This is a genomic window from Micromonospora sp. CPCC 205739, assembly GCF_036906795.1.
Lineage (GTDB): Bacteria > Actinomycetota > Actinomycetes > Mycobacteriales > Micromonosporaceae > Micromonospora.
Genome location: NZ_JBAKHS010000014.1, coordinates 12265 through 31895 on the forward strand (window position 1 = coordinate 12265; position 19631 = coordinate 31895).

Consider the following 19631-nt stretch of genomic DNA (forward strand, 5'->3'; position numbering starts at 1 on the left):
TCAGCCCATCCCCAGGTTGTCCAGCACCGCGAACAGTTCGTCGTCGGTCGCCGTGGCCAGGTCGTCGTCCGTGCCGTCCGGCCCGGCCGGGTCGTGCCGGGTCCGCCACTCGCGCAGCACCGCCTCCAGCCGGGCGGTGACCCGGGCCGGGTCGCCGTCGGTGGGGCCGGCGAGCACCGCCGCGAGCCGGTCCAGTTCGCGCAGCACCGGGTCGGCCTCGGCGGTGTCGCGCACGCCCAGCTCCGCGTCGAGGTGAGCGGCGAGTTCCCGCGAGGTCGGGTAGTCGAAGACCAGCGTCGGCGAGAGCCACCGGCCGCACGCCTCGCTCAGCGTCCGGCGCAGCTCGACGGCGGCCAGCGAGTCGAAGCCGAGGTCCTGGAAGGCCCGGTCCGGCTCGACGGAGCGCCAGTCGGGGTGACCGAGGACGGCGGCGACGTGGGTGCGGACCAGCTCCAGCAGGAAGCGCTCGCGCTGGTCGTCGGGGAGCCCGGCGAGGCGTTGCGCGAGGTCGGGGCCGGTCGGCGCGACGCGCCGGGCCGGTACCCGGACCACCTGCCGCAGCAGCGCGGGCAGCGCGTCGGCGGTGGCGCGCAGCGCGGCGACGTCGAGGCGTACCGGGACCAGGGCGGGGCTGGCCTGCCCGAGCGCCCGGTCGACCAGGGCCAGCCCCTCGGCGACGCCGAGCGGATGCAGGCCCATCCGGTCCAGCCAGGGCGGTCCGGCCTCCCACGCCCCGAAGGCGAGGGCGGTGGCGGGCAGCTCGCGGGCGGCCCGGTGGGCGGCGAGCGCGTCGAGGTAGGTGGCCGCCGCCGCGGTGGCCGGTCGACCGGCGCCGAACATCAGTCCGGCGGCCGAGGAGACCAGCACGAACGCGGCGAGGGGCCGGTCGGCGGTCAGCTCGTGCAGGTGCCACGCCGGGTCGACGGCGGCGCGCAGGGCGGCGGCGAACGCCTCCGGCGCGGTGGCGGCGAGCAGGCTCTCCTCGCGTACGGCGGGGGCGTGCACCACGGCGGTGAGCGGATGCCGCTCGGGGATCGAGTCGAGCAGCGTGGCCACCGCGTCGGAGTCGGTGAGATCGCACGGGGCGACCGTGACGTCTGCGCCGAGGTCGGCCAGCTCGGCGAGGAGGTCCTTGTCGGCCTCCTCGGCCGGGTCGACGGCGAGCAGCAGGTGGTCGATGCGGTGCTCGGCCACGAGGTGCCGGGCGATGGCCGCGCCGGGTCCGGCGGTCCCGCCGGTGACCAGCACCGTGCCGTCGGTGTCCCAGCGCGGCGGCGCGCCAGCGCCGGCGGAGGCCCGGGTAAGCCGGGGCAGCAGCGCGCGGCCGTCGCGGACGGCCAGCTCCGGTTCGTCGTACGCCAGCAGCGCCGGCAGGGCGACGCAGGAGGGTCCGCTGCCGTCGGTGTCGACCAGCACCAACCGGCCGGGCTGCTCGGACTGGGCGGAGCGGACCAGCCCCCAGACGGGCGCGAGCACCGGTTCGGCGGGCAGCTCCCCCGCCCCGACCGCGCCCTGGGTGAGCAGCACCAGCCGGGTCCGGGGCAGCCGGGTCTGGGCCAGCCAGTCCCGTACCGTGCCGAGCAGCACGGTGAGCAGGGCGTGGACCGCCTCGGGCCCCGAGCCGGCGGGGGTGGTCGGGGCGTGCAGCACGTACGCCGGTTCGGGCGCCCCGGCGTCGACGGCGGCGAGCAGCGCGGCCAGGTCGGGGTACGCCGGCGCGTCGGGGGCCACCCCGAACCGGTCCTCGCCGAGCACGGCCCAGGTCGCCGGCGCGGCGTCGGGGGCGGCGTCGGGGGCGGCCTCGGGCGCGGGCACCCAGTCGAGGCGGAGCAGGCTCTCGTCGCCGGCGCCGCTGACGGCGGCCAGTTCGTCGGCGCCGACCAGCCGGCTTTCCAGGTGCCCGACGGTCAGCACCGGACGGCCGTCGGCGTCGGTGGCGGTCAGGGTGACGCCGCCGCCGACCGGCACGAGGTGGACCCGCAGCGTGGCCGGGGCGGCGGCGTGGCGGATGACGTCCCGCCAGACCGACGGCTGGACCGGTCCGGCTGCGTCGTCGAGGCGGTGCGGGTGCAGGGCCGCGTCGAGCAGGGCGGGATGCGTCTCGTGGCCGTCGGCGGTGGCCCCCTCGGGGAGCGTCACCTCGGCGAAGAGTTCGGTGCCGCGTCGCCATACCGCCCGCAGGCCCTGGAAGGTCGGGCCGTACCCGTAGCCGTGGCGCAGCAGGCCGCGCTGGACATCCTCGACGTCGGCGCGGACCGCGCCGGGAGGCGGCCAGGCGGCCGGCGGCGGGACCGGGATGGGTCCGCCGGGGGCGAGCACGCCGGTGGCGTGCCGGGCCCACGGCAACTCCTCGTCGGGGCCGCGGGTGTGCACGCCGACCGGCCGCGCGCCCTGGTCGTCGGGGGGCCCGACCACCACGCGTACGGTGACCGCCTCGTCGGTGAGGACCAGCGGCGTCTCGGCGGTCAGCTCGACCAGCCGGTCGCAGCCGACCTGCTGCCCGGCGTGCAGGGCCAGGTCGAGCAGGCCGGTGCCGGGGAAGACGACCCGGCCGTGCAGGTCGTGGTCGGCCAGCCACGGCTGACCGGGTACGGAGATCCTGCCGGTGAGCACCAGCAGGTCGTCGTCGGGGACGGTCACCTTCGCGCCGAGCAGCGGGTGGCCGGTGGCGACCTGCCCGAATCCGGAGAGGTCGGCGGCGGAGGGGGCCGCGAGCCAGTACCGCTGCCGCTGGAACGGGTAGGTCGGCAGGTCGACGGTGCGGCCGGTCTGCGGGAGCAATGCGGTCCAGTCGACGGTGGTGCCGGTGACGTGCAGCTTGGCCAGGGCGGTGAGGGCCTGGCGCTGTTCGTCGTGTCCGCGCCGCAGGCTGGGGATGATCGTGACGTCGTCGGTCAGGGTGCCCTCGATCATCGGGGTGAGCGCGGCGTCGGGGCCGAGTTCGAGGAACGTGATGGCACCCGCCTGGTGCAGGGCGGTGATGCCGTCGGCGAAGCGCACGGCCTCGCGGACGTGCCGCACCCAGTAGTCGGGCTCGGTCAGCTCGGTGGTGGCGAGGGCGCCGGTCAGGTTCGACACGACCGGGATCTGGGGCTCGGCGTAGGTCAGCTCTGCGGCGACGGTGCGGAAGTCGTCGAGCATCGGGGCCATCAACCCGCTGTGGAACGCATGACTGACCCGCAGCCGGGTGGTCATCCGGCCCAGGTTGGTGAAGTGTTCGTCAACCGCGAGCACGGCTGCTTCGGGGCCCGAGATGACCACCGACCGGGGGCCGTTGACGGCGGCGATGTCCACACCGCCAGCGGCCATCGGACCGTCACCATTGCCCGTGCCCGTGCCGTTGGCCGCGACCTGGCCGTCGTCGGTGCCGGTGCCGGTGCCGTTGAAGGCGACCGGACCAGCGCCGGTGCCGGCGCCGATGCCGGTGCCGGTGGCCGCGACCGAATCGGAGCCAGTGCCAGTGCCAGTGCCGCTGCCGTTGCCGCTGCCGTTGCCGTGGCCGTGGCCGCCTGAATCGTTTACGACGTCAGCTCCAAAGGAGCCGACCACAACACCCCGGCTCGCCAGCGCCGCCCGCACCTCCTCCTCCGACGCCTGCACCGCCACCATCGCCCCACCAACGGGCAACGCCTGCATCAACCGACCCCGCGCCGCCACCAGCTTCGCCGCATCCGCCAGCGACAACACCCCGGCGACATGCGCGGCGGCCAACTCACCGATCGAATGCCCGGCCACGAAGTCCGGCCGCACACCCCACGACTCCACCAGCCGGAACAGAGCCACCTCGACGGCGAACAGACCAGCCTGCGCGTAACCGGTGAGCCGGACCAGCTCCTCGTCATCACCCCAGACCACCTCACGCAACGGCCGATCCAGGTGCGCGTCCAACTCCGCCACCACCGCGTCGAACGCAGACGCGAACACCGGGAATACCGCGTGCAGCGAGCGGCCCATGCCCAGGCGCTGCGCGCCCTGACCGGTGAACAGCACCGCCAACCGACCGCCCCGCGGTGTGCCGGTCACCGTGTTCGGGGCGGTCTCCCCGGCGGCCAAGGCGGCCAGGCCGGCGGAGAGTTCCGCCGGTTCCGCGCCGAGCACCACGGCCCGGTGCGGGTGCAGCGCCCGGCCGGTGCCCAGGGTGCGGGCCGCCGCGGCCGCGTCCGCCGGGCTCATCGACCCGGCGACGTCCGCCAGCCGACCGGCGAGGGCCCGCAGGGCCGGCACCGACCTCGCGGACACCAGCCACGGCAGCGCGCCGGACACCCCGGAGTCCACGCCCGGGCCGGACGCACTGGTCGACGCGTCGTCCGGGGCCTGTTCGATGATGACGTGCGCGTTGGTGCCGCTGATGCCGAACGACGACACCCCGGCCCGGCGGGGGCGGCCGTCGACCGGCCACTCGCGCGCCTCGGTCAGCAGCTCCACCGCACCGGCGGACCAGTCCACCTGCGGCGACGACTCCTCGGCGTGCAGCGTGCGGGGCAGGACCCCGTGCCGCATCGCCAGGACCATCTTGATCACGCCGGCCACACCTGCGGCGGCCTGGGTGTGCCCCAGATTCGACTTGATCGACCCCAACCACAGCGGACGATCGGCGGGCCGGTCCTGACCGTAGGTGGCCAGCACCGCCTGCGCCTCGATCGGATCGCCCAGCGTCGTACCCGTGCCGTGCGCCTCCACCACATCCACCTCGGCCGCCGGCACCCCGGCCGAGGCCAGGGCGGCCCGGATGACCCGCTGCTGCGACGGACCGTTCGGGGCGGTGAGCCCGTTCGACGCGCCGTCCTGGTTGACCGCCGAGCCCCGCACGACGGCCAGCACCGGGTGACCGTTGCGGCGGGCGTCGGAGAGGCGCTCGACCAGCAGCAGGCCGACCCCCTCGGAGAAGCCGGTCCCGTCGGCGCCCGCGCCGAACGAGCGGCACCGGCCGTCCGGGGAGAGCCCGCGCTGCCGGGAGAACTCCAGGATGACCTCCGGGGTGGCCATCACGGTCGCTCCACCCGCGATGGCGAGCGAGCATTCGCCGGCGCGCAGCGCGCGGACCGCCCAGTGCAGCGCCACCAGCGACGACGAGCAGGCGGTGTCGACGGTGACTGCCGGCCCCTCCAGCCCGAGGGCGTACGCGATCCGGCCGGAGGCTATCGAGCCGGTGGCGGTGCTGCCGGCGTAGTCGTGGTACATCAGGCCGGCGAAGACGCCGGTGTCGCTGCCGCGCAGCGTGGCCGGGTCGATGCCGGCGCGTTCCAGGGTCTCCCAGGCGCACTCCAGCAGCAGCCGCTGCTGCGGGTCCATCGCCACGGCCTCGTTCGGGCTGATGCCGAAGAAGTCCGCGTCGAACTCCCCCGCGTCGGTCAGGAACCCACCCGACCGGGTGTACGTACGCCCGGCCAGTCCCGGCTCGGGGTGGTACAGCCCGTCGGTGTCCCAGCCCCGATCGGTGGGGAACCCGGAGATGGCGTCCACCCCGTCGGCGACCAGCCGCCACAGCTGCTCCGGCGAGCCGACCCCGCCGGGGAAGCGGCAGCCCATCGCGACGATCGCGATCGGCTCGTCGGCGACCGCCGGGGTCGTCGCGACCGGGGTGGCCGGGTGGGCCGCGCCGAGCAGCGTCGCGACGAGGTGGGCGGCGACCGCCGAGACGGTCGGGTGGTCGAAGACCAGGGTGGCGGGCAGCCGCAGCCCGGTCGCCGCGTTGAGGCGGTTGCGCAGCTCCACGGCGGTGAGCGAGTCGAAGCCCAGTTCCTTGAGAGCCCGGTCGGCCTCGATCGCGTCCGGGGTGGCGTGACCGAGCACCCCGGCGACCTCGGCGCGGACCAGGTCCAGCAGGGTACGGCGGCGTTCCTCCTCGGGCAGCCGCAGCAGCCGGTCGGCCAGCGAGGCGGCGCCGGCGCCCCGGTGGGCCTGCCGGCGCGGCACCCGGACGAGGTCGCGCAGCACGGCCGGCAGCGCACCCGAGGCGGCTTGGGCGCGCAGGCCGGCGGGGTCCAGGCGGAGCAGCACCGGCGCGGTGACGTCGCCGGCCAGCGCGGCGTCGAGCAGGGCCAGCCCGTCGGCCTCGGAGAGGGCGTCGAAGCCCTGCCGGCGCAGGCGGCGCAGGGCGGTCTCGTCGAGGTGCCCGGTCATCCCGGTGCCGCCGGCCCAGAGCCCCCAGGCCAGCGAGTGGGCGGGCAGGCCCCGGCTGCGGCGGTGCGCGGCGAGGGCGTCCAGGAAGAGGTTCGCGGCGGCGTAGTTGGCCTGACCCGCCGGGGCGAGCACCCCGGCGGCGGAGGAGAAGAGGCAGAACAGCGCCAGGTCGGCGTCGCGGGTCAGCTCGTGCAGGTGCCAGGCGGCGTCGACCTTCGGCGCCAGTACGGCGTCCATCCGCTCGGGGGTCAGCGACTGCACGAGGCCGTCGTCGAGCACCCCGGCGGCGTGCACCACCCCGGTCAGCGGGTGTGCGGCCGGGACGGCGTCGAGCAGGGCGCGCAGCGCCACCGGGTCGGCGGCGTCGCAGGCGGCGACGGTGACCCGCGCGCCGAGGTCGGTCAGCTCGGCGCGGAGCGCGTCGACGCCGGGGGCGTCGGGGCCGCGGCGGCTGGTCAGCAGCAGGTGCCGCACCCCGTGGACGGCGGCCAGGTGGCGGGCCACCAGGGCACCGAGGCCGCCGGTGCCGCCGGTGACCAGGACGGTGCCGTCGGGCGCCAGCGCCGGCGGCGCGTCGCCGTCCGCGGAGGCCCGCACCAGCCGGGGTACGGCGGCGGCACCGGCCCGCAGCGTCACCTCGGGCTCGCCGAGGCGCAGCACGGCCGGCAGCGCCGCCAGGGAGGCGGGATCGCCGTCGGCGCCGACCAGCAGGAAGCGGCCCGGGTGCTCGGCCGCGGCGGCCCGGAGCACGCCCCGCACCGGCGCGGAGCGCAGGTCGTCGTCGGCCTCGGGGAGGAGCGCCACCAGCGTCGCTTCGGCCAGCCGCTCGTCGGCCAGCCACTCCTGGACGACCCGCAGCGCCCGCCCGGCCGCCGCGTGGGCGGCGTCGACCACGTCGCCACCGTCGGGGGTGACGGCCCAGAGCACGACCTCGGGTACGGCGGCACCGGCGTCCAGGTCGGCCCGGAGCGCGGTCAGGTCGGGGTGGCTGGTGGCGGGCGCGCCGATGGGCGGGTCCGTGCCGAGGACCGCCCAGCCGTCGAACGAGTCGACGCCCGCCGCCAGGTCGACCGGCCGGCGGTCCAGGCGCAGCGGCTGCACGGGCGGCGCGCCGGTGGCGGCCAACTGCTCGGCGGCGACCGGGCGGGCCACCAGCGCGCCGACCGAGATCACCGGCGCCCCGGCCGGGTCGACCGCCTCGATCGCGGCCCGGTCCGGCCCGGTACGCCGCACCCGGACCCGCAGCGCGGTGGCCCCGACGGCGTGCAGGGTGACGTCGGTCCAGGCGAACGGCAGCAGGGTGTCCCCGCCCGGCTCCTCGATCACGCCCGCGTGCAGGCAGGCGTCGAGCAGCGCCGGGTGCACCCCGAACCGGTCGGCGTCCGGCTGGGCCGGCTCGGGCAGGGTCACCTCGGCGAAGAGGTCGTCGCCGCGCCGCCAGAGCCCGGTCAGGCCCTGGAATGCCGGGCCGTAGCCGTAGCCCCGGTCGGCGAGGCGGGCGTACCCGTCGCGGATGTCGACGGCGGTCGCGTCGCACGGCGGCCAGTCGGCCGGTCCAGCGCCGGGCGGCGGCGCGGCGGGGGCCAGCAGCCCCTCGGCGTGCCGGGTCCACGGCTGGTCGGACTCCTCGGGGCGGGAGTGGACGCTGACCGGCCGCGTGCCGCCGGTGTCGGGGCCGCCGACGACCACCTGCAGCGCGAGGGCGCCCCGCTCGGGCAGCACCAGCGGCGCGCCGAGGGTCAGCTCCGCGACTCCGGGCAGGTCGACCTGCTCGCCGGCGTGCAGCGCCAGCTCCACCAGGGCGGCGCCGGGGAGCACCGCCCGGCCGTACACCTCGTGGTCGGCGAGCCAGGGTTGCCGGGTCACCGAGAGCCGGCCGGTGAGCAGCAGGCCGTCGCCCTCGGCGGGCCGGACCAGCCCGGTCAGCAGCGGGTGGCCCGCGGTGCCCTCGCCGGCGCCGGTCGTACGCCCGGTCGGGTTCTTCCAGTAACGGCGGCGCTGGAAGGCGTAGGTGGGCAGACCCACGACGCGGCCCCCGGCGAGGAAGCCGGTCCAGTCCACCGGGGCGCCGTGCACGTACGCCTCGGCGAGCGAGGTGGCGAAGCGGCGCAGCCCGCCGTCGTCGCGGCGCAGCGACCCGATCGGCACGGCGCTGACGCCGGCCGCCTCGGCGGTGTCCTGCACGGCGGAGGTGAGCACCGGGTGGGCGCTGGACTCCACGAAGACGCGGTGCCCGTCGGCGAGCAGCGCCCGGACGGCGTCGGAGAAGCGGACCGTCTGGCGCAGGTTGCGGTACCAGTAGTCGGCGGTCACCGTGGCGGTGTCCAGCGGTTCGCCGGTGACCGTGGAGTAGAAGGCCACTCCGGCGGTACGCGGGCTGATCGGGGCGAGCGCCTCGATCAGCTTCTCCCGGATGCCCTCGACGTAGTGCGAGTGCGAGGCGTAGTCGACGGCGATCCGGCGGACCTGCACGCCGTCGGCGGTCAGCTCGGCGTGGCACTCGTCGAGGGCGGCGACCTCGCCGCAGACCACCATGGACGACGGGCCGTTGACCACGGCGAGCTGGAGCCGGCCGGCCCACCGCTGCAGCCGGGCCTCGACGGCGTCGCGGGGCAGCAGCACGGACATCATCCCGCCCAGGCCGGCGAGTTCGGCGCCGATGAGCCGGCTACGCAGGGCGACGACGCGGGCGCCGTCGTCGAGGGTGAGCGCACCGGCGACGCAGGCGGCGGCGATCTCGCCCTGCGAGTGGCCGACCACCGCGGCGGGCCGTACCCCGTGTTCCTGCCACAGGTGCGCCAGCGAGACCATGACCGCCCAGAGCATCGGCTGCACCACGTCGACGGAGTCCCAGAGCGGGGACTCGGTGTCGCGCAGCACGTCCAGCAGCCGCCAGTCGACGTACGGTTCCAGCGCGGTGGCGCACTCGGCGAGCCGGGCCGCGAAGGCGGGTGCCTCGTCGAGCAGTGCCCGGGCCATCCCGGGCCACTGGGAGCCCTGGCCGGGGAAGACGAAGACCGCCCGGGCGTCGGGCAGGACCGTGCCGGTGACCAGGCCGGGGGCGTCGGCGGCGTCGGCCAGCGCGCGTACCCCGGTGAGCAGCTCGGCGCGGTCCGCGCCGAGCACCACGGCGCGGTGGCCGAGCCGGGCCCGGGTGGTCAGCAGCGAGTGCCCGACGTCCGCCGCCCGCAGGTCGGCGGCGTCCTCGAGGTACGCCGACAGCCGGGCCGCCTGCCCGCGCAGCGCGTCGGTGCCGCGCGCGGAGAGCAGCCAGGGCAGCACCTCGCCGTCCCGCGACGGCATCTCCTGGTTCACCGGGTACCACCGCCTGTTCCGATCGCGAGGTGAGCCGTCTGCGGGTCGTGCATGGTCAGGCCGGGCTGGTCGTGGACCGGGGCGCCGCGTCGACCTTGACGAGGTCGCCGAACTCGGGGAACTGCGCGATGGCCTGCTCGGCGGTGAGCGCCGGCGTACGGGGGCCGCGCAGCACTGCCCAGAGGAAGGCGGGGGTCATCATCCGGGTCATCGGCGCGCAGAGCGACGCAACGTTGAACACGGTGTTGATGACCATGCGGTTGCCGCAGCCGGTCCGGGCGACCCGGGCGGCCATCTTGTTGGCGAACGCGCCGCCGCGCAGCGGCACGTTGGCCCGCACGTGCGGCAGCCCCTGGTCGGTGTTGACGGCGATCTGCCAGGCACCCTGGTTGATCTTCGCGATCGCGGCCTGCACGTTGCGGGAGAAGCCGGGGCGCAGGCCCCGCACGTCCAGCTCGGTACGCAGCGCCAGCGCGCACTGGGCGGCGACCGACATGCCGGTGCCGTGCACCGGGTTCAGCGCCTGGGCAGCGTCGCCGATGACGAGGAAGCCCTCCGGCACGGGCAGCTTCTCGAAGCGCCGCCGCTGGTCCGGGATGCTCCGGTAGGCGCGGATCGGCCCGGCCGGGCGGGCCTGGGCGATCAGGTCGGCGATGATCGGGTGGTGCCGGTCCCGGGCGAACTGCGCGAAGCCCTCCTCGTCGGTGGGGGGCTCGCCGCCCCGGCTGCCGAAGAGGCTGAGGATCCAGCGGCCGTTCTCCATCGGCAGCAGCCCGGCGCCCTGGCCGGGCCGGCCGGTGCCGGCCTGCATCTGGATCATGACGCCGGGGAAGTCGTCGCGGGTGCCGGGCGGCTCGGTGAACCAGCGGCTGACGTAGACGATGCCGGCGTCCACCACGTCCTCGCGGACCTGGGGCAGGCCCAGGTCGACCAGCCACTTCGGGGCGCTGGTGGCGCGGCCGGTGGCGTCGACCACCAGGTCGGCGTCGAGGGTGGCCTCCGCGCCGCCCTGCTCGACCCGCACGCCGGTGACCCGGTCGGCGTCGCCGACCAGCCCGGTGACCCGGGTGCCCTCCCGGACGCTGATCCGCGCCTCGCGCAGCACCTGGTCGCGGACCACGTGGTCGAGCAGTTCCCGGCTGCACAGCAGCAGGTACGCGTCGGTGTCCAGCCGTTCCATCCAGCCCTCCGGCCCGCGGGCCAGCGCGCCGGAGGGCAGGCCGCGGCGCTTGGCGCCGGCGGCGTAGAGCCGGTCGGTGACGCCGGGCAGCAGCTGGTCGAAGGCCTCGACGCCGCCGCGCATGAGGATGTGGCTGTGGTGGCCCTGCGGCAGCCCCTTGCGCGGCTGCGGCTCGGTGGGGAGCTGGTCGCGTTCGACGACGACGACCTCGTCCACGGCGCGGGCCAGCGCGGCGGCGGCGAGCATCCCGGCGAGGCCGCCGCCGAGGACGACGGCCCGGCTCACTGCTCGATCCCCGAGGTGGCGAGGAAGAGCTTCATCCGCCGCTCGGCGAGCTCCGGGTCGGGCAGCGCGCCGAGGCTGTCGGCGAGCCGGTACGCGGCGGCCAGGTGCGGCACGGAGCGGGCCGACTGCTCGCCCCAGACCATCCGGAAGTGGTCGTGGTGCCCGGCCAGCCAGCCGAGGAAGACCACTCCGGTCTTGAAGAAGAAGATGCTCCGGCCCTCGCCGCTGAACAGGTGCCGGTTGAGCGGCAGGGTCTCCTCCAGCAGCCCCCGGGCCCGGTTGTCGTCACCGGCGTCGAGCGCCCGGAACGCCTCGGCGGCGATCGGGACGACCGCGTCGATGACCGGGGTGAGCGGGTGGCTCTGCCCGGAGAAGTCGCCGACGAACATCTCCGGGTACTCGGTGGTGTCGCTGGTGTAGAACTTGACGCCCTCCGGCAGCCGCTTGCGCCACTCGACCTGCCGGGCCAGCGACGCCGGTCCGATCTTGACGCCGTCGACCTTGTCCAGGTTGTCCCGGACGATCGCGATCAGCGCGTCGTACGCGTCGTCGGGCTCCTCGTAGCCGAAGTACTCCGAGTTGCGCGGGTCCCACTCCGAGGTGATCCAGTGCACGATCGCCGGCCGGCTCGACTGGCGTAGCAGGTTGCCGTACACGGTGGCGAAGTCCTCGGGGCCGCGGACGGCGACGTTCAGGTGCGGGCTGCACATGATCACCGGCTGGGCGCCGGCCTCCTCGACCACGGCCAGCTGCTCCTCGTAGGCCGCCTGAACCTCGGCCAGGGTGACCGGGGCGAACGGCTCCAGCTGGTCGGTGAGGACGGCGGCGGCCATCCGCCCGCCGACCGCCTTCGCCTCCGCGCCGCAGCGGCGGATCAGCTCGGCGGCACCGGGCCAGTCCAGCCCCATGCCGCGGTGCGCGGTGTCCATGCCCTCGCAGAGCGTGAAGCCGTACGACCACAGGTGCCGGCGGAAGGCCAGGGTGGCCTCCCAGTCCAGCGACTGCGGCGGCGGGTCCCCGCCGGGCGGCCCGAAGGGCTCGTTGTCGGCCAGCGGGTCACCCAGCACGTGCGCGGTGGCCAGCACGGAACGGGTCCGGAACTCCGAGGGGTCGGCGGGCTGCACCACGCGCGGAGCCTGGGTCGGGTGGTAGACGGTCAGCGTGCCGTCCGACTCCGGAAGCTTGATCATTTTTTCTGCTCCGAACCGTCGTCTGGATCGAGTCGGCACAATTCAAGCGACTCGCGGGAGTGCGGTTCCATAGCGGCGACCCCCTAATTCCGGGGCAACCCCTGAACGGCTTCCGCCGGCCCGACCGCGCCCTAGGGGGCGGGCCGGACCGGCGGGCTGCCGGAATGTGTCCGATCGACCGAGATGGCGCCGACCGGACAGTTCAGCGCGGCCGTACGGGTCGCCGCGCGCAGTGCCGGTTCCGGCGATTCCGCCAGGACGACCACGAGACCGTCGCGGTCGTCCTGGTCGAACACGGCGGGTGCGAAGTGCACGCAGTTGCCGGAACCGACGCACGTATCCCGGTCGACCTCGACGCGCATTGTCGGCGATCCGTCGCTCACCAGGTGACGGGCAGTTCGTGCAACCCGTAGGCGTGCGCGTCGAACATGTACGACAGTTTGTCGACGTCGGCGGCCAGGCGCAGATCCGGAATGCGCTCGAAGAGCGTACGGAAGACGGTTTCGAGCTGCATCCGGGCCAGGTTCGCGCCGGGGCACATGTGGTTGCCGTAACTGAAGGCCATGTGCCCTTCGGCGTTGCGGTGGATGTCGAACTTCTCCGGTTCCGGGAAACGCTCCGGGTCCCAGTTCGCCGCGCCGTTGAGCGCGAGCACCCCCTCGCCCTGGCGGATGGTGCCGCCGCTGACCTCCACGTCGTGGGTGGCCACCCGCACGGTCGCCGAGTCGAGGATGCTGAGGAAGCGCAGCAACTCCTCGACCGCGCCCGGCCAGAGCGACGGGTCCGCCTTGAGCTCGGCGAGCTGCTCCGGGTGCTGCAGCAGCAGCACCGTGCCGAGGGAGACAACGTTGGCGGTGGTGTCGGAGCCGGCGATCACCAGCACCCGGGCGATGGCGACCAGGTCCTCGTGTTCGAGGGTGGGCTCGTCGGGCAGCCGGGCCGCGATCCTGCTGAGCAGGTCGTCGCCCGGGTTCTTGGTCTTCTCGGTGATCAGCTCATCGAGGAACTCGTCCATCTCGGCGATCGCGCCGGCCACCGCCTCCTGGCTGGAGTCCCGGCCGGTGGTGGTCTCCGCGTAGCGGCGGAAATAGCCGATGTGCACCGGGTCGACGCCGAGCATCTCGCAGAACAGCAGCGCCGGCACGGGCAGCGCCAGCTCGGCCATCAGGTCCAGCGGGCCACCCTTGGCCAGCATCTGGTCGATCTGCGTGTCGACGATCTGCTGCATCCGTGGGCGGAGCTTGTTGATCCGCGCGGCGGTGAATTCGGGGATCACCATTCGCCGACGGACCGTGTGCTCCGGAGGGTCCATCGCCGGGAACGGGAAGGCGATGTACGGCAGCATCTCCTCCGGCACGTGGAACTGCGCCGGATAGGAGGGATTGCGAGCGTTCGAACTCATCGACGGGTCACCCAGCACCTGGCGCACGTCCCGGTAACGGGTCAGCGCCCAGACGGGCTTTCCGGTCATCCGGTTGGTCACCGGGGCGAGTGGATTCTCCTCCCGCATCACCTCGTATTCCTGCGGAACGGCGAGCGGGCACCGGCGCCGGTCCAGCGGAAAATCCGGGCGCTCGGTACCGGTGGTCACGGCATCGGCTGTTTCGGTCATCGCTGCGACGCCTCTCTCATCAGGGGGCGGCGGTAAATCGATCGGGTCGATTCAAGCAGCGCGCCGGCACGCCGGACAGGTTCCGCACCCCCTAAGGTCGGCGCTGGGCCCCCTATGCCGGCACCACGGGACGGGACGGAACGGTTACTGTCACGGCACCGACCGTCCGGTTCCCCAATCCCGTGCAGACATCGTTCGGGCGGCGGCATACCCTGAACCGCAGCGAGGGGCGGCGGCGAGGGGCGGATGACCGCGGCCGGGCGTCTCAGAGGGAAAGTGGAGTCGATGGGCGGAAGCATTGATCCGGGGCTGCCGGGATACATCGGGGACGCCTGGGGTTTGCGGGACCGACCGAACAAGGGTCCCAAGCGCGCGTTGAGCCTTCCGCGCATCGTCGACGCGGCGGTGTCCATCGCCGCCTCGGAGGGCCTGTCGGCGGTGTCGATGAGCCGGGTGGCGTCGGATCTGGGCGCGTCCACCATGTCGCTGTACCGCTACCTGTCGGCCAAGGACGAGCTGCTCCAGCTGATGATGGACGCGATCTACCAGACGCCGCCGTCCGGGCCCGACTCGCCGGACGAGGGGTGGCGCGCCGGGCTGGCCCGGTGGACCTGGGAGCAGCACGCGATCCTGCGCAAGCACACCTGGGCGCTCCACATCCCGACCCTCGGCCCGCCGGTCACCCCCAACCAGATCATCTGGCTGGAGCGGGGGTTGGAGTGCCTGGGCGGCACCGCGCTGGGCGAGGGCGAGAAGCTGTCGGTGATCATGTTGCTGAGCGGTTTCTGCCGCAACGACGCCACCGTCTCCGCCGACGTGCAGGCCTCGTTCATGGCCAAGGCCCCCGACGAGCTGGCCGCGATGTCCTCCTACGGCCAGCTGGTCCGCAAGCTCGCCGGGCCGGACCGCTTCCCGGCGTTCACCGCGGTGATCGACGCCGGCGTGCTGGACACCCCGGCCGGGCCGGATGACGAGTTCGTCTTCGGCCTGGAGCGCATCCTCGACGGGGTCGGCGCCCTGGTCGAGCAGCGCGCCGCGGCCCGCGCCGCGGGCGACGCGGAGCACTGAACCGCCGCCCGGTCGCCCTGCCTCCGCCGGCCGACGCGCACCTGTTCCCGTCGCTGTGGAGCTGATGTCGTGAACGACTCAGCCCGCCCGCTGATCCGTCGCGGTGACCCCCGCCCTCCCGCCCCGGGACCTCGGTTCCCGGGCCGACCGCCGCTGCCCGGTCGGCGAGGGCCGCGAGTCGTCCACGTCATAGTTCGACAGCGCCCCGCGACAGGCTGGCCTGTCGGCGGCGGCCTGAGCGTCCACGACATCAGCTCAACAGCGGCCCGCGACACGCCTGTCCCGCCAGCGGCAGCCTGAACCGCCCACGACATCAGCTCCACAGCGCCCGCGACACGCCTGTCCCGCCCGCAGCGGCCTGAGCCATCCACGACATCAGGTTTGTAGCGACCCCGGCGGGCCCGCCCGCCGGGCCCCTCGCACCCGTGCCCGCCCCGGCCGCCACCGTGGGGCCCCAACCAGGGAGCCAGGCCCGGGGAGCGGCGGGCGTCAGGCGCGGGCGTGGCCGGCCACCACCCCGTCCGCGGCGTGCCGGCGGATCAGCGCCATGACCTGGGCGGCGTGCCGGTTGAGGTAGAAGTGCCCGCCGGAGAAGACGTGCAGCGCGAACGGGCCGATGGTGTGCTCCCGCCAGCTCTCCGCGTCCGGCACGTCGACCTGCGGATCGGCGTCGCCGGTGAGCGCGTACACCGGACAGGTCAGCGGCGGACCCGGCTGGTAGCGGTAGGTTTCGGCGGCCTTGTAGTCGGCGCGCAGCGCCGGCAGGATCATGCGGACCAGTTCGGGGTCGGTGAGCATCTGCGCGTCGGTGCCCTCCAGCTTCAGCATCTCGCTGATCAGCGCGTCGTCGTCGCCCTCGTGCACCCAGGCCGGGCGGTGCCGCGACGGCGCCCGCCGGCCGGAGGCGAAGAGCGCCGACACCTCGGTCCCGCGCGCCTGCAGTCGCCGGGCCACCTCGAACGCCACGGTCGCGCCCAGGCTGTGCCCGAACAGCGCCAGCGGCCGGTCGGCCCAGACGGCCACCTCGTCGACCAGGGCGTCGACCAGCCGGGGTACGTCCTCGAAGGCCGGCTCCGCGCGCCGGTCCTGCCGGCCCGGGTACTGCACGGCGAGCACGTCCAGGGTGGGGCTCAGCGCCTGCGACACCGGGTAGAAGTACGACGCGGAGCCACCGGCGTGGGGGAAGCAGACCAGCCGGGTGGGGGCGTCCGGGGCGGGGTGGAAGCGCCGGATCCAGGCGCCGTTGTCCGTGGGTACGGCCATCTCGTCCATCCTTGACGTCGGGGACACGGCAGCCGCCGGGTCCGGTGGTGCGGACCACGGCGGCCGTCGGGTCGTCTCGGGTGCGGCGGTGGGTCAGTCGTCGTCGTCTGCGTCGCCGTACAGCGACATCTCCGGGGCGATGACGAAGTCGGAGACGTCCTTGGTCTGCCGCGTGACCCGGCCGAGGGCCGCCTTGACGGCGACGTCGAGCCGGTCCCGCTTGGCGGCCTCGCGGGCCTCCCGGCGGTCGACGAACTCCGGCATCACCTCACGGGCGAACAGCTCCAGCGACTCCATGATGTGCTCGTGCTTGTTCTTGCCGATCTGCACCGAGAAGATGATCTGGTCGACGCCGACCGCCTCGTACCGGCGGATGATGTCGGCGATCTGCTGCGGGGTACCGATGCCCCGGCGCAGCTGCCCGACCTGGTCCATCATGGCCTGCGACTCGGCCGACTGGAGGTCCTTCTCGTCCGGCACGATGGCGTCGCGGGTGAAGCCCATGCCCTCCCGGGCGTCCTGGAAGCTCTGCCAGATGTCGGTCACGCCCGGCTGGTGCTCACCGGTGATGTAGTAGTGCATCAGCGCGTACGAGAAGAAGTACGCCCCCTCCAGCCCACGGTCGAGGGCGACCTCCTCGTCCTCGTGGCACATGAAGGGCAGCACCATGGCGACGTTGGGGTTGACCGCCTGACCGATCGGGACGCAGTCGTCCGACTCCAGCGTCCGGTAGTAGGCCTGCACCCACTCCTCGGCCTCCTCCGGGTTGACGAAGGAGAAGGCGAGCGCGCCCATGCCCTCGCGGGCCGCCTCCTGGATGCTCTCCCGCCGGGTGCAGGCCCGCCAGAGCGGCGGGTGCGGCTTCTGCTTCGGCTTGGGCACGATGTTGCGGACGGGCACGTCGACCCACTTGCCCTTGTGGCCGGTGAACGGGGTTTCGGTCATCATCCGGATGACCACCTCGAGCGCCTCGTGCCACTGCTCCTGCTTGTCCGCCAGCTCGATGCCGAAGGCGCCCACCTCCAGCTGGGAGCTGCCCTGGCCGGAGCCGAAGTCCGCCCGGCCGCCGGAGATCAGGTCCAGCATGGCCAGCCGCTCCGCGATCCGCACCGGGTGGTTCACCGCCGGCGGCATGTGGATGATGCCGTGCGCCAGCCGGATGTTCTTCGTCCGGGCCGCGGCGGCGGCGAGGAAGACCTCCGGCGCCGCGGAGTGGGAGTACTCCTCGAAGAAGTGGTGCTCGGTGCCCCAGGCGTAGTCCAGGCCGAGCCGGTCGGCCAGCTCGATCTGCTCCAGCGCCTCCTGGAACAGCCGTTCCTCGCTGTCCTCGGCCCACGGGCGGGGAAGTTGGTGGTGGTAGATCAAGCCGAATCGCATGCGTTCCTCCGCGTGACGAGATGCTGCCCGGTGGCCATGACGCGCGCGGCCGGCCGCGGTAGCGGAGGCCGGGCGGTCGCCGGTACCGGGCGCGGGCCGTCGACCACGGGTACGACCGGCGTCGCTGGTGCTCGCCGCGCCGAGGCCCGTCGATGGCTGCCTCGACCCTAGGGCCGCAAAGGCGGGATCCGGCCTGGCGAAGGGCGTAATCAGGGGGCCGGCGGGGCCCGTTCAGGGGTCGGCCGGCGCGGTCTAGGGGGTGCCCGGGACGGCGGTGGCGGGAGCGCCGGCGGCGAGCACGGACCCGGGTACGGCGGCAGCCGGCGGGACGGCCGGAGCGGGTCGGCGGAAGCCGGCGAGGAAGAACAGCAGCGGGTCGGCGTCGCCGTCGACCACCTCCATGTCGCGGACCCGGCCGACGGCGATGACATGGTCCCCGCCCGGGTACTCCGCCTCGACGGTGCACTCCACCCAGGCCAGTGAGCCGGGCAGCCGGGGCGAGCCGGTGACCGGGCCGGGGGTCCAGTCCACGCCGGTGAACTTGTCGGTGGCCCGGCTGGCGAAGGTGCGGCACAGCCCCTCCTGCTCGGCCGTCAGGATGTTCACCCCGAACGCGCCCCGGGCCCGGATCAGCGGCCAGGAGCGGGAGGTGCGCGACACCGAGAAGGAGACCAGTGGCGGGTCGAGGGAGAGCGAGACGAACGACTGACAGGTGAAACCGACCGGGCGTACCCCGTCGCCGGCGGCGGTGATGATGGTGACCCCGGTGCAGAAGAGCCCGAGGACGTGCCGGAAGGCACCGGGGTCGACCCGGCCCGCCGTGGTTCCCGTACGCGAAGTCATCGCTCTCCCGCCCGTCAGCCCGGCACCGGCGCGGCGGCGTCCCCGCCCTCGGCCGGCGCCTCTTCGAGGATCACGTGTGCGTTGGTGCCGCTGATGCCGAAGGAGGACACCGCGGCCCGGCGCGGCCGGCCGGTCTCCGGCCAGGGCCGGGCCTCGGTCAGCAGCGCCACCCGCCCGGCCGACCAGTCGACCTGCGGGGTGGGCGCGTCGACGTGCAGCGTGGCGGGGAGCAGCCCGTGCCGCATCGCGAGCACCATCTTGATCACCCCGGCGACCCCGGCGGCGGCCTGGGTGTGCCCGAGGTTCGACTTGACCGACCCGAGCCAGAGCGGCTCCCCCGCCCGGTCCCGCCCGTACGTCGCCAGCAGCGCCTGGGCCTCGATCGGGTCGCCGAGCCGGGTGCCGGTGCCGTGCGCCTCAACGGCGTCCACGTCGGCGGGTCGCAGCCCGGCGCTCTCCAGGGCCTGCCGGATCACCCGCTGCTGGGCGGGCCCGTTCGGCACGGTGATGCCGCTGGACGCGCCGTCGGAGTTCACCGCCGCGCCCCGGATCACGGCCAGGATCCGCCGGCCGTTGCGGCGGGCGTCGGAGAGCCGTTCCAGGACGAGCAGGCCGCTGCCCTCCCCCCAGCCGGTGCCGTCGGCGGCGGCGGCGAACGACTTGCACCGGCCGTCCGGGGCGAGCCCGCGCTGGGAGCTGAAGTAGACGAACGTCTCCGGGGTGGACATCACGGTGATGCCGCCGGCCAGCGCGAGGCTGCACTCCCCGGCGCGCAGCGCGTGCCCGGCCAGGTTCAGCGCGACCAGCGACGACGAGCAGGCGGTGTCCAGCGAGACCGACGGCCCCTGCAGCCCGAGGGTGTAGGAGATCCGCCCGCTGGTGATGCTGCCGCCGCCGTCGGCCCCGTCGTAGTCGTGGTACATCACGCCGCAGTAGACGCCGGTGCGGCTCTCCTTCAGCGACAGCGGGTCGATCCGGGCGTGCTCCAGCGCCTCCCAGGCGGTCTCCAGGATCACCCGCTGCTGCGGGTCGATGTCGCGGGCCTCCCGGGGGGAGATGCCGAACAGGTCGGCGTCGAAGTCGGCGGCGTCGTGCAGGAAGGCCCCCTCCCGGGTGACGGTCCGGCCAGGACGGCCGGGCTCCGGGTCGTACAGGGCGTCGGTGTCCCAGCCGCGGTCGGTGGGGAACGGGGTGACGGCGTCCCGGCCCTGGGCCAGCAGCTCCCAGTAGCTCTCCGGGGAGTCCACCCCGCCGGGCAGCCGGCAGGCCATCCCGACGATGGCGATCGGCTCGTCGGCCGCCTGGGCCAGCCGGGCGTTCTCCTGCCGCAGCCGGTCGTTCTCCAGCAGCGAGGTCCGCAGCGCCGCGACGATCT

Annotated in this window: 8 protein-coding genes and 2 pseudogenes; 1 reads left to right on the top strand and 9 read right to left on the bottom strand. The window is 74.6% G+C overall.

Annotation, left to right across the window (positions count from 1 at the left end; translation table 11 throughout):
• The 5 genes and pseudogenes from V6U88_RS20410 to V6U88_RS20430 form a co-directional block, all read right to left on the bottom strand.
• Positions 1-9405: pseudogene (locus V6U88_RS20410) on the bottom strand (SDR family NAD(P)-dependent oxidoreductase); the annotation flags it as partial.
• 88 nt (positions 9406-9493) lie between these two features.
• The gene (locus tag V6U88_RS20415) at positions 9494-10903 is read right to left on the bottom strand and encodes an NAD(P)/FAD-dependent oxidoreductase (protein ID WP_334455227.1); all 1410 of its coding nucleotides are present in this window, start codon (positions 10901-10903) and stop codon (positions 9494-9496) included.
• Positions 10900-12093, bottom strand: coding sequence for a DUF993 family protein (locus V6U88_RS20420; protein WP_334455228.1), 1194 nt, complete (start codon positions 12091-12093; stop codon positions 10900-10902). The genes V6U88_RS20415 and V6U88_RS20420 overlap by 4 nt, the downstream gene beginning before the upstream one ends.
• A 131-nt stretch (positions 12094-12224) precedes the next feature.
• Complete coding sequence (locus tag V6U88_RS20425) at positions 12225-12455, bottom strand: ferredoxin (RefSeq protein WP_334455230.1); 231 nt, start codon at positions 12453-12455, stop codon at positions 12225-12227.
• 17 nt (positions 12456-12472) lie between these two features.
• The gene (locus V6U88_RS20430) at positions 12473-13684 is read right to left on the bottom strand and encodes a cytochrome P450 (RefSeq protein ID WP_334455231.1); all 1212 of its coding nucleotides are present in this window, start codon (positions 13682-13684) and stop codon (positions 12473-12475) included.
• Between the two features lie 306 nt (positions 13685-13990).
• Here V6U88_RS20430 and V6U88_RS20435 point away from each other — a divergent pair, with 306 nt between their 5' ends.
• Entirely contained in the window at positions 13991-14773 is a 783-nt protein-coding gene (locus tag V6U88_RS20435; RefSeq protein WP_334455232.1) for a TetR/AcrR family transcriptional regulator, read from the top strand.
• Between the two features lie 489 nt (positions 14774-15262).
• On the opposite strand, the gene V6U88_RS20440 is transcribed toward V6U88_RS20435, so the two are convergent.
• From V6U88_RS20440 to V6U88_RS20455, 4 genes and pseudogenes are all read right to left on the bottom strand, one after another.
• Complete coding sequence (locus V6U88_RS20440; RefSeq protein ID WP_334455234.1) at positions 15263-16036, bottom strand: thioesterase II family protein; 774 nt, start codon at positions 16034-16036, stop codon at positions 15263-15265.
• Between the two features lie 93 nt (positions 16037-16129).
• Positions 16130-17413, bottom strand: a complete 1284-nt coding sequence (locus V6U88_RS20445) for an LLM class flavin-dependent oxidoreductase (RefSeq protein ID WP_334455235.1) — start codon at positions 17411-17413, stop codon at positions 16130-16132.
• Between the two features lie 252 nt (positions 17414-17665).
• Entirely contained in the window at positions 17666-18256 is a 591-nt protein-coding gene (locus V6U88_RS20450) for a flavin reductase family protein (RefSeq protein ID WP_334455236.1), read from the bottom strand.
• A 20-nt stretch (positions 18257-18276) separates the two neighbouring features.
• A pseudogene (locus V6U88_RS20455) lies at positions 18277-19617 on the bottom strand (type I polyketide synthase); the annotation flags it as partial.
• Positions 19618-19631: the final 14 nt, after the last annotated feature.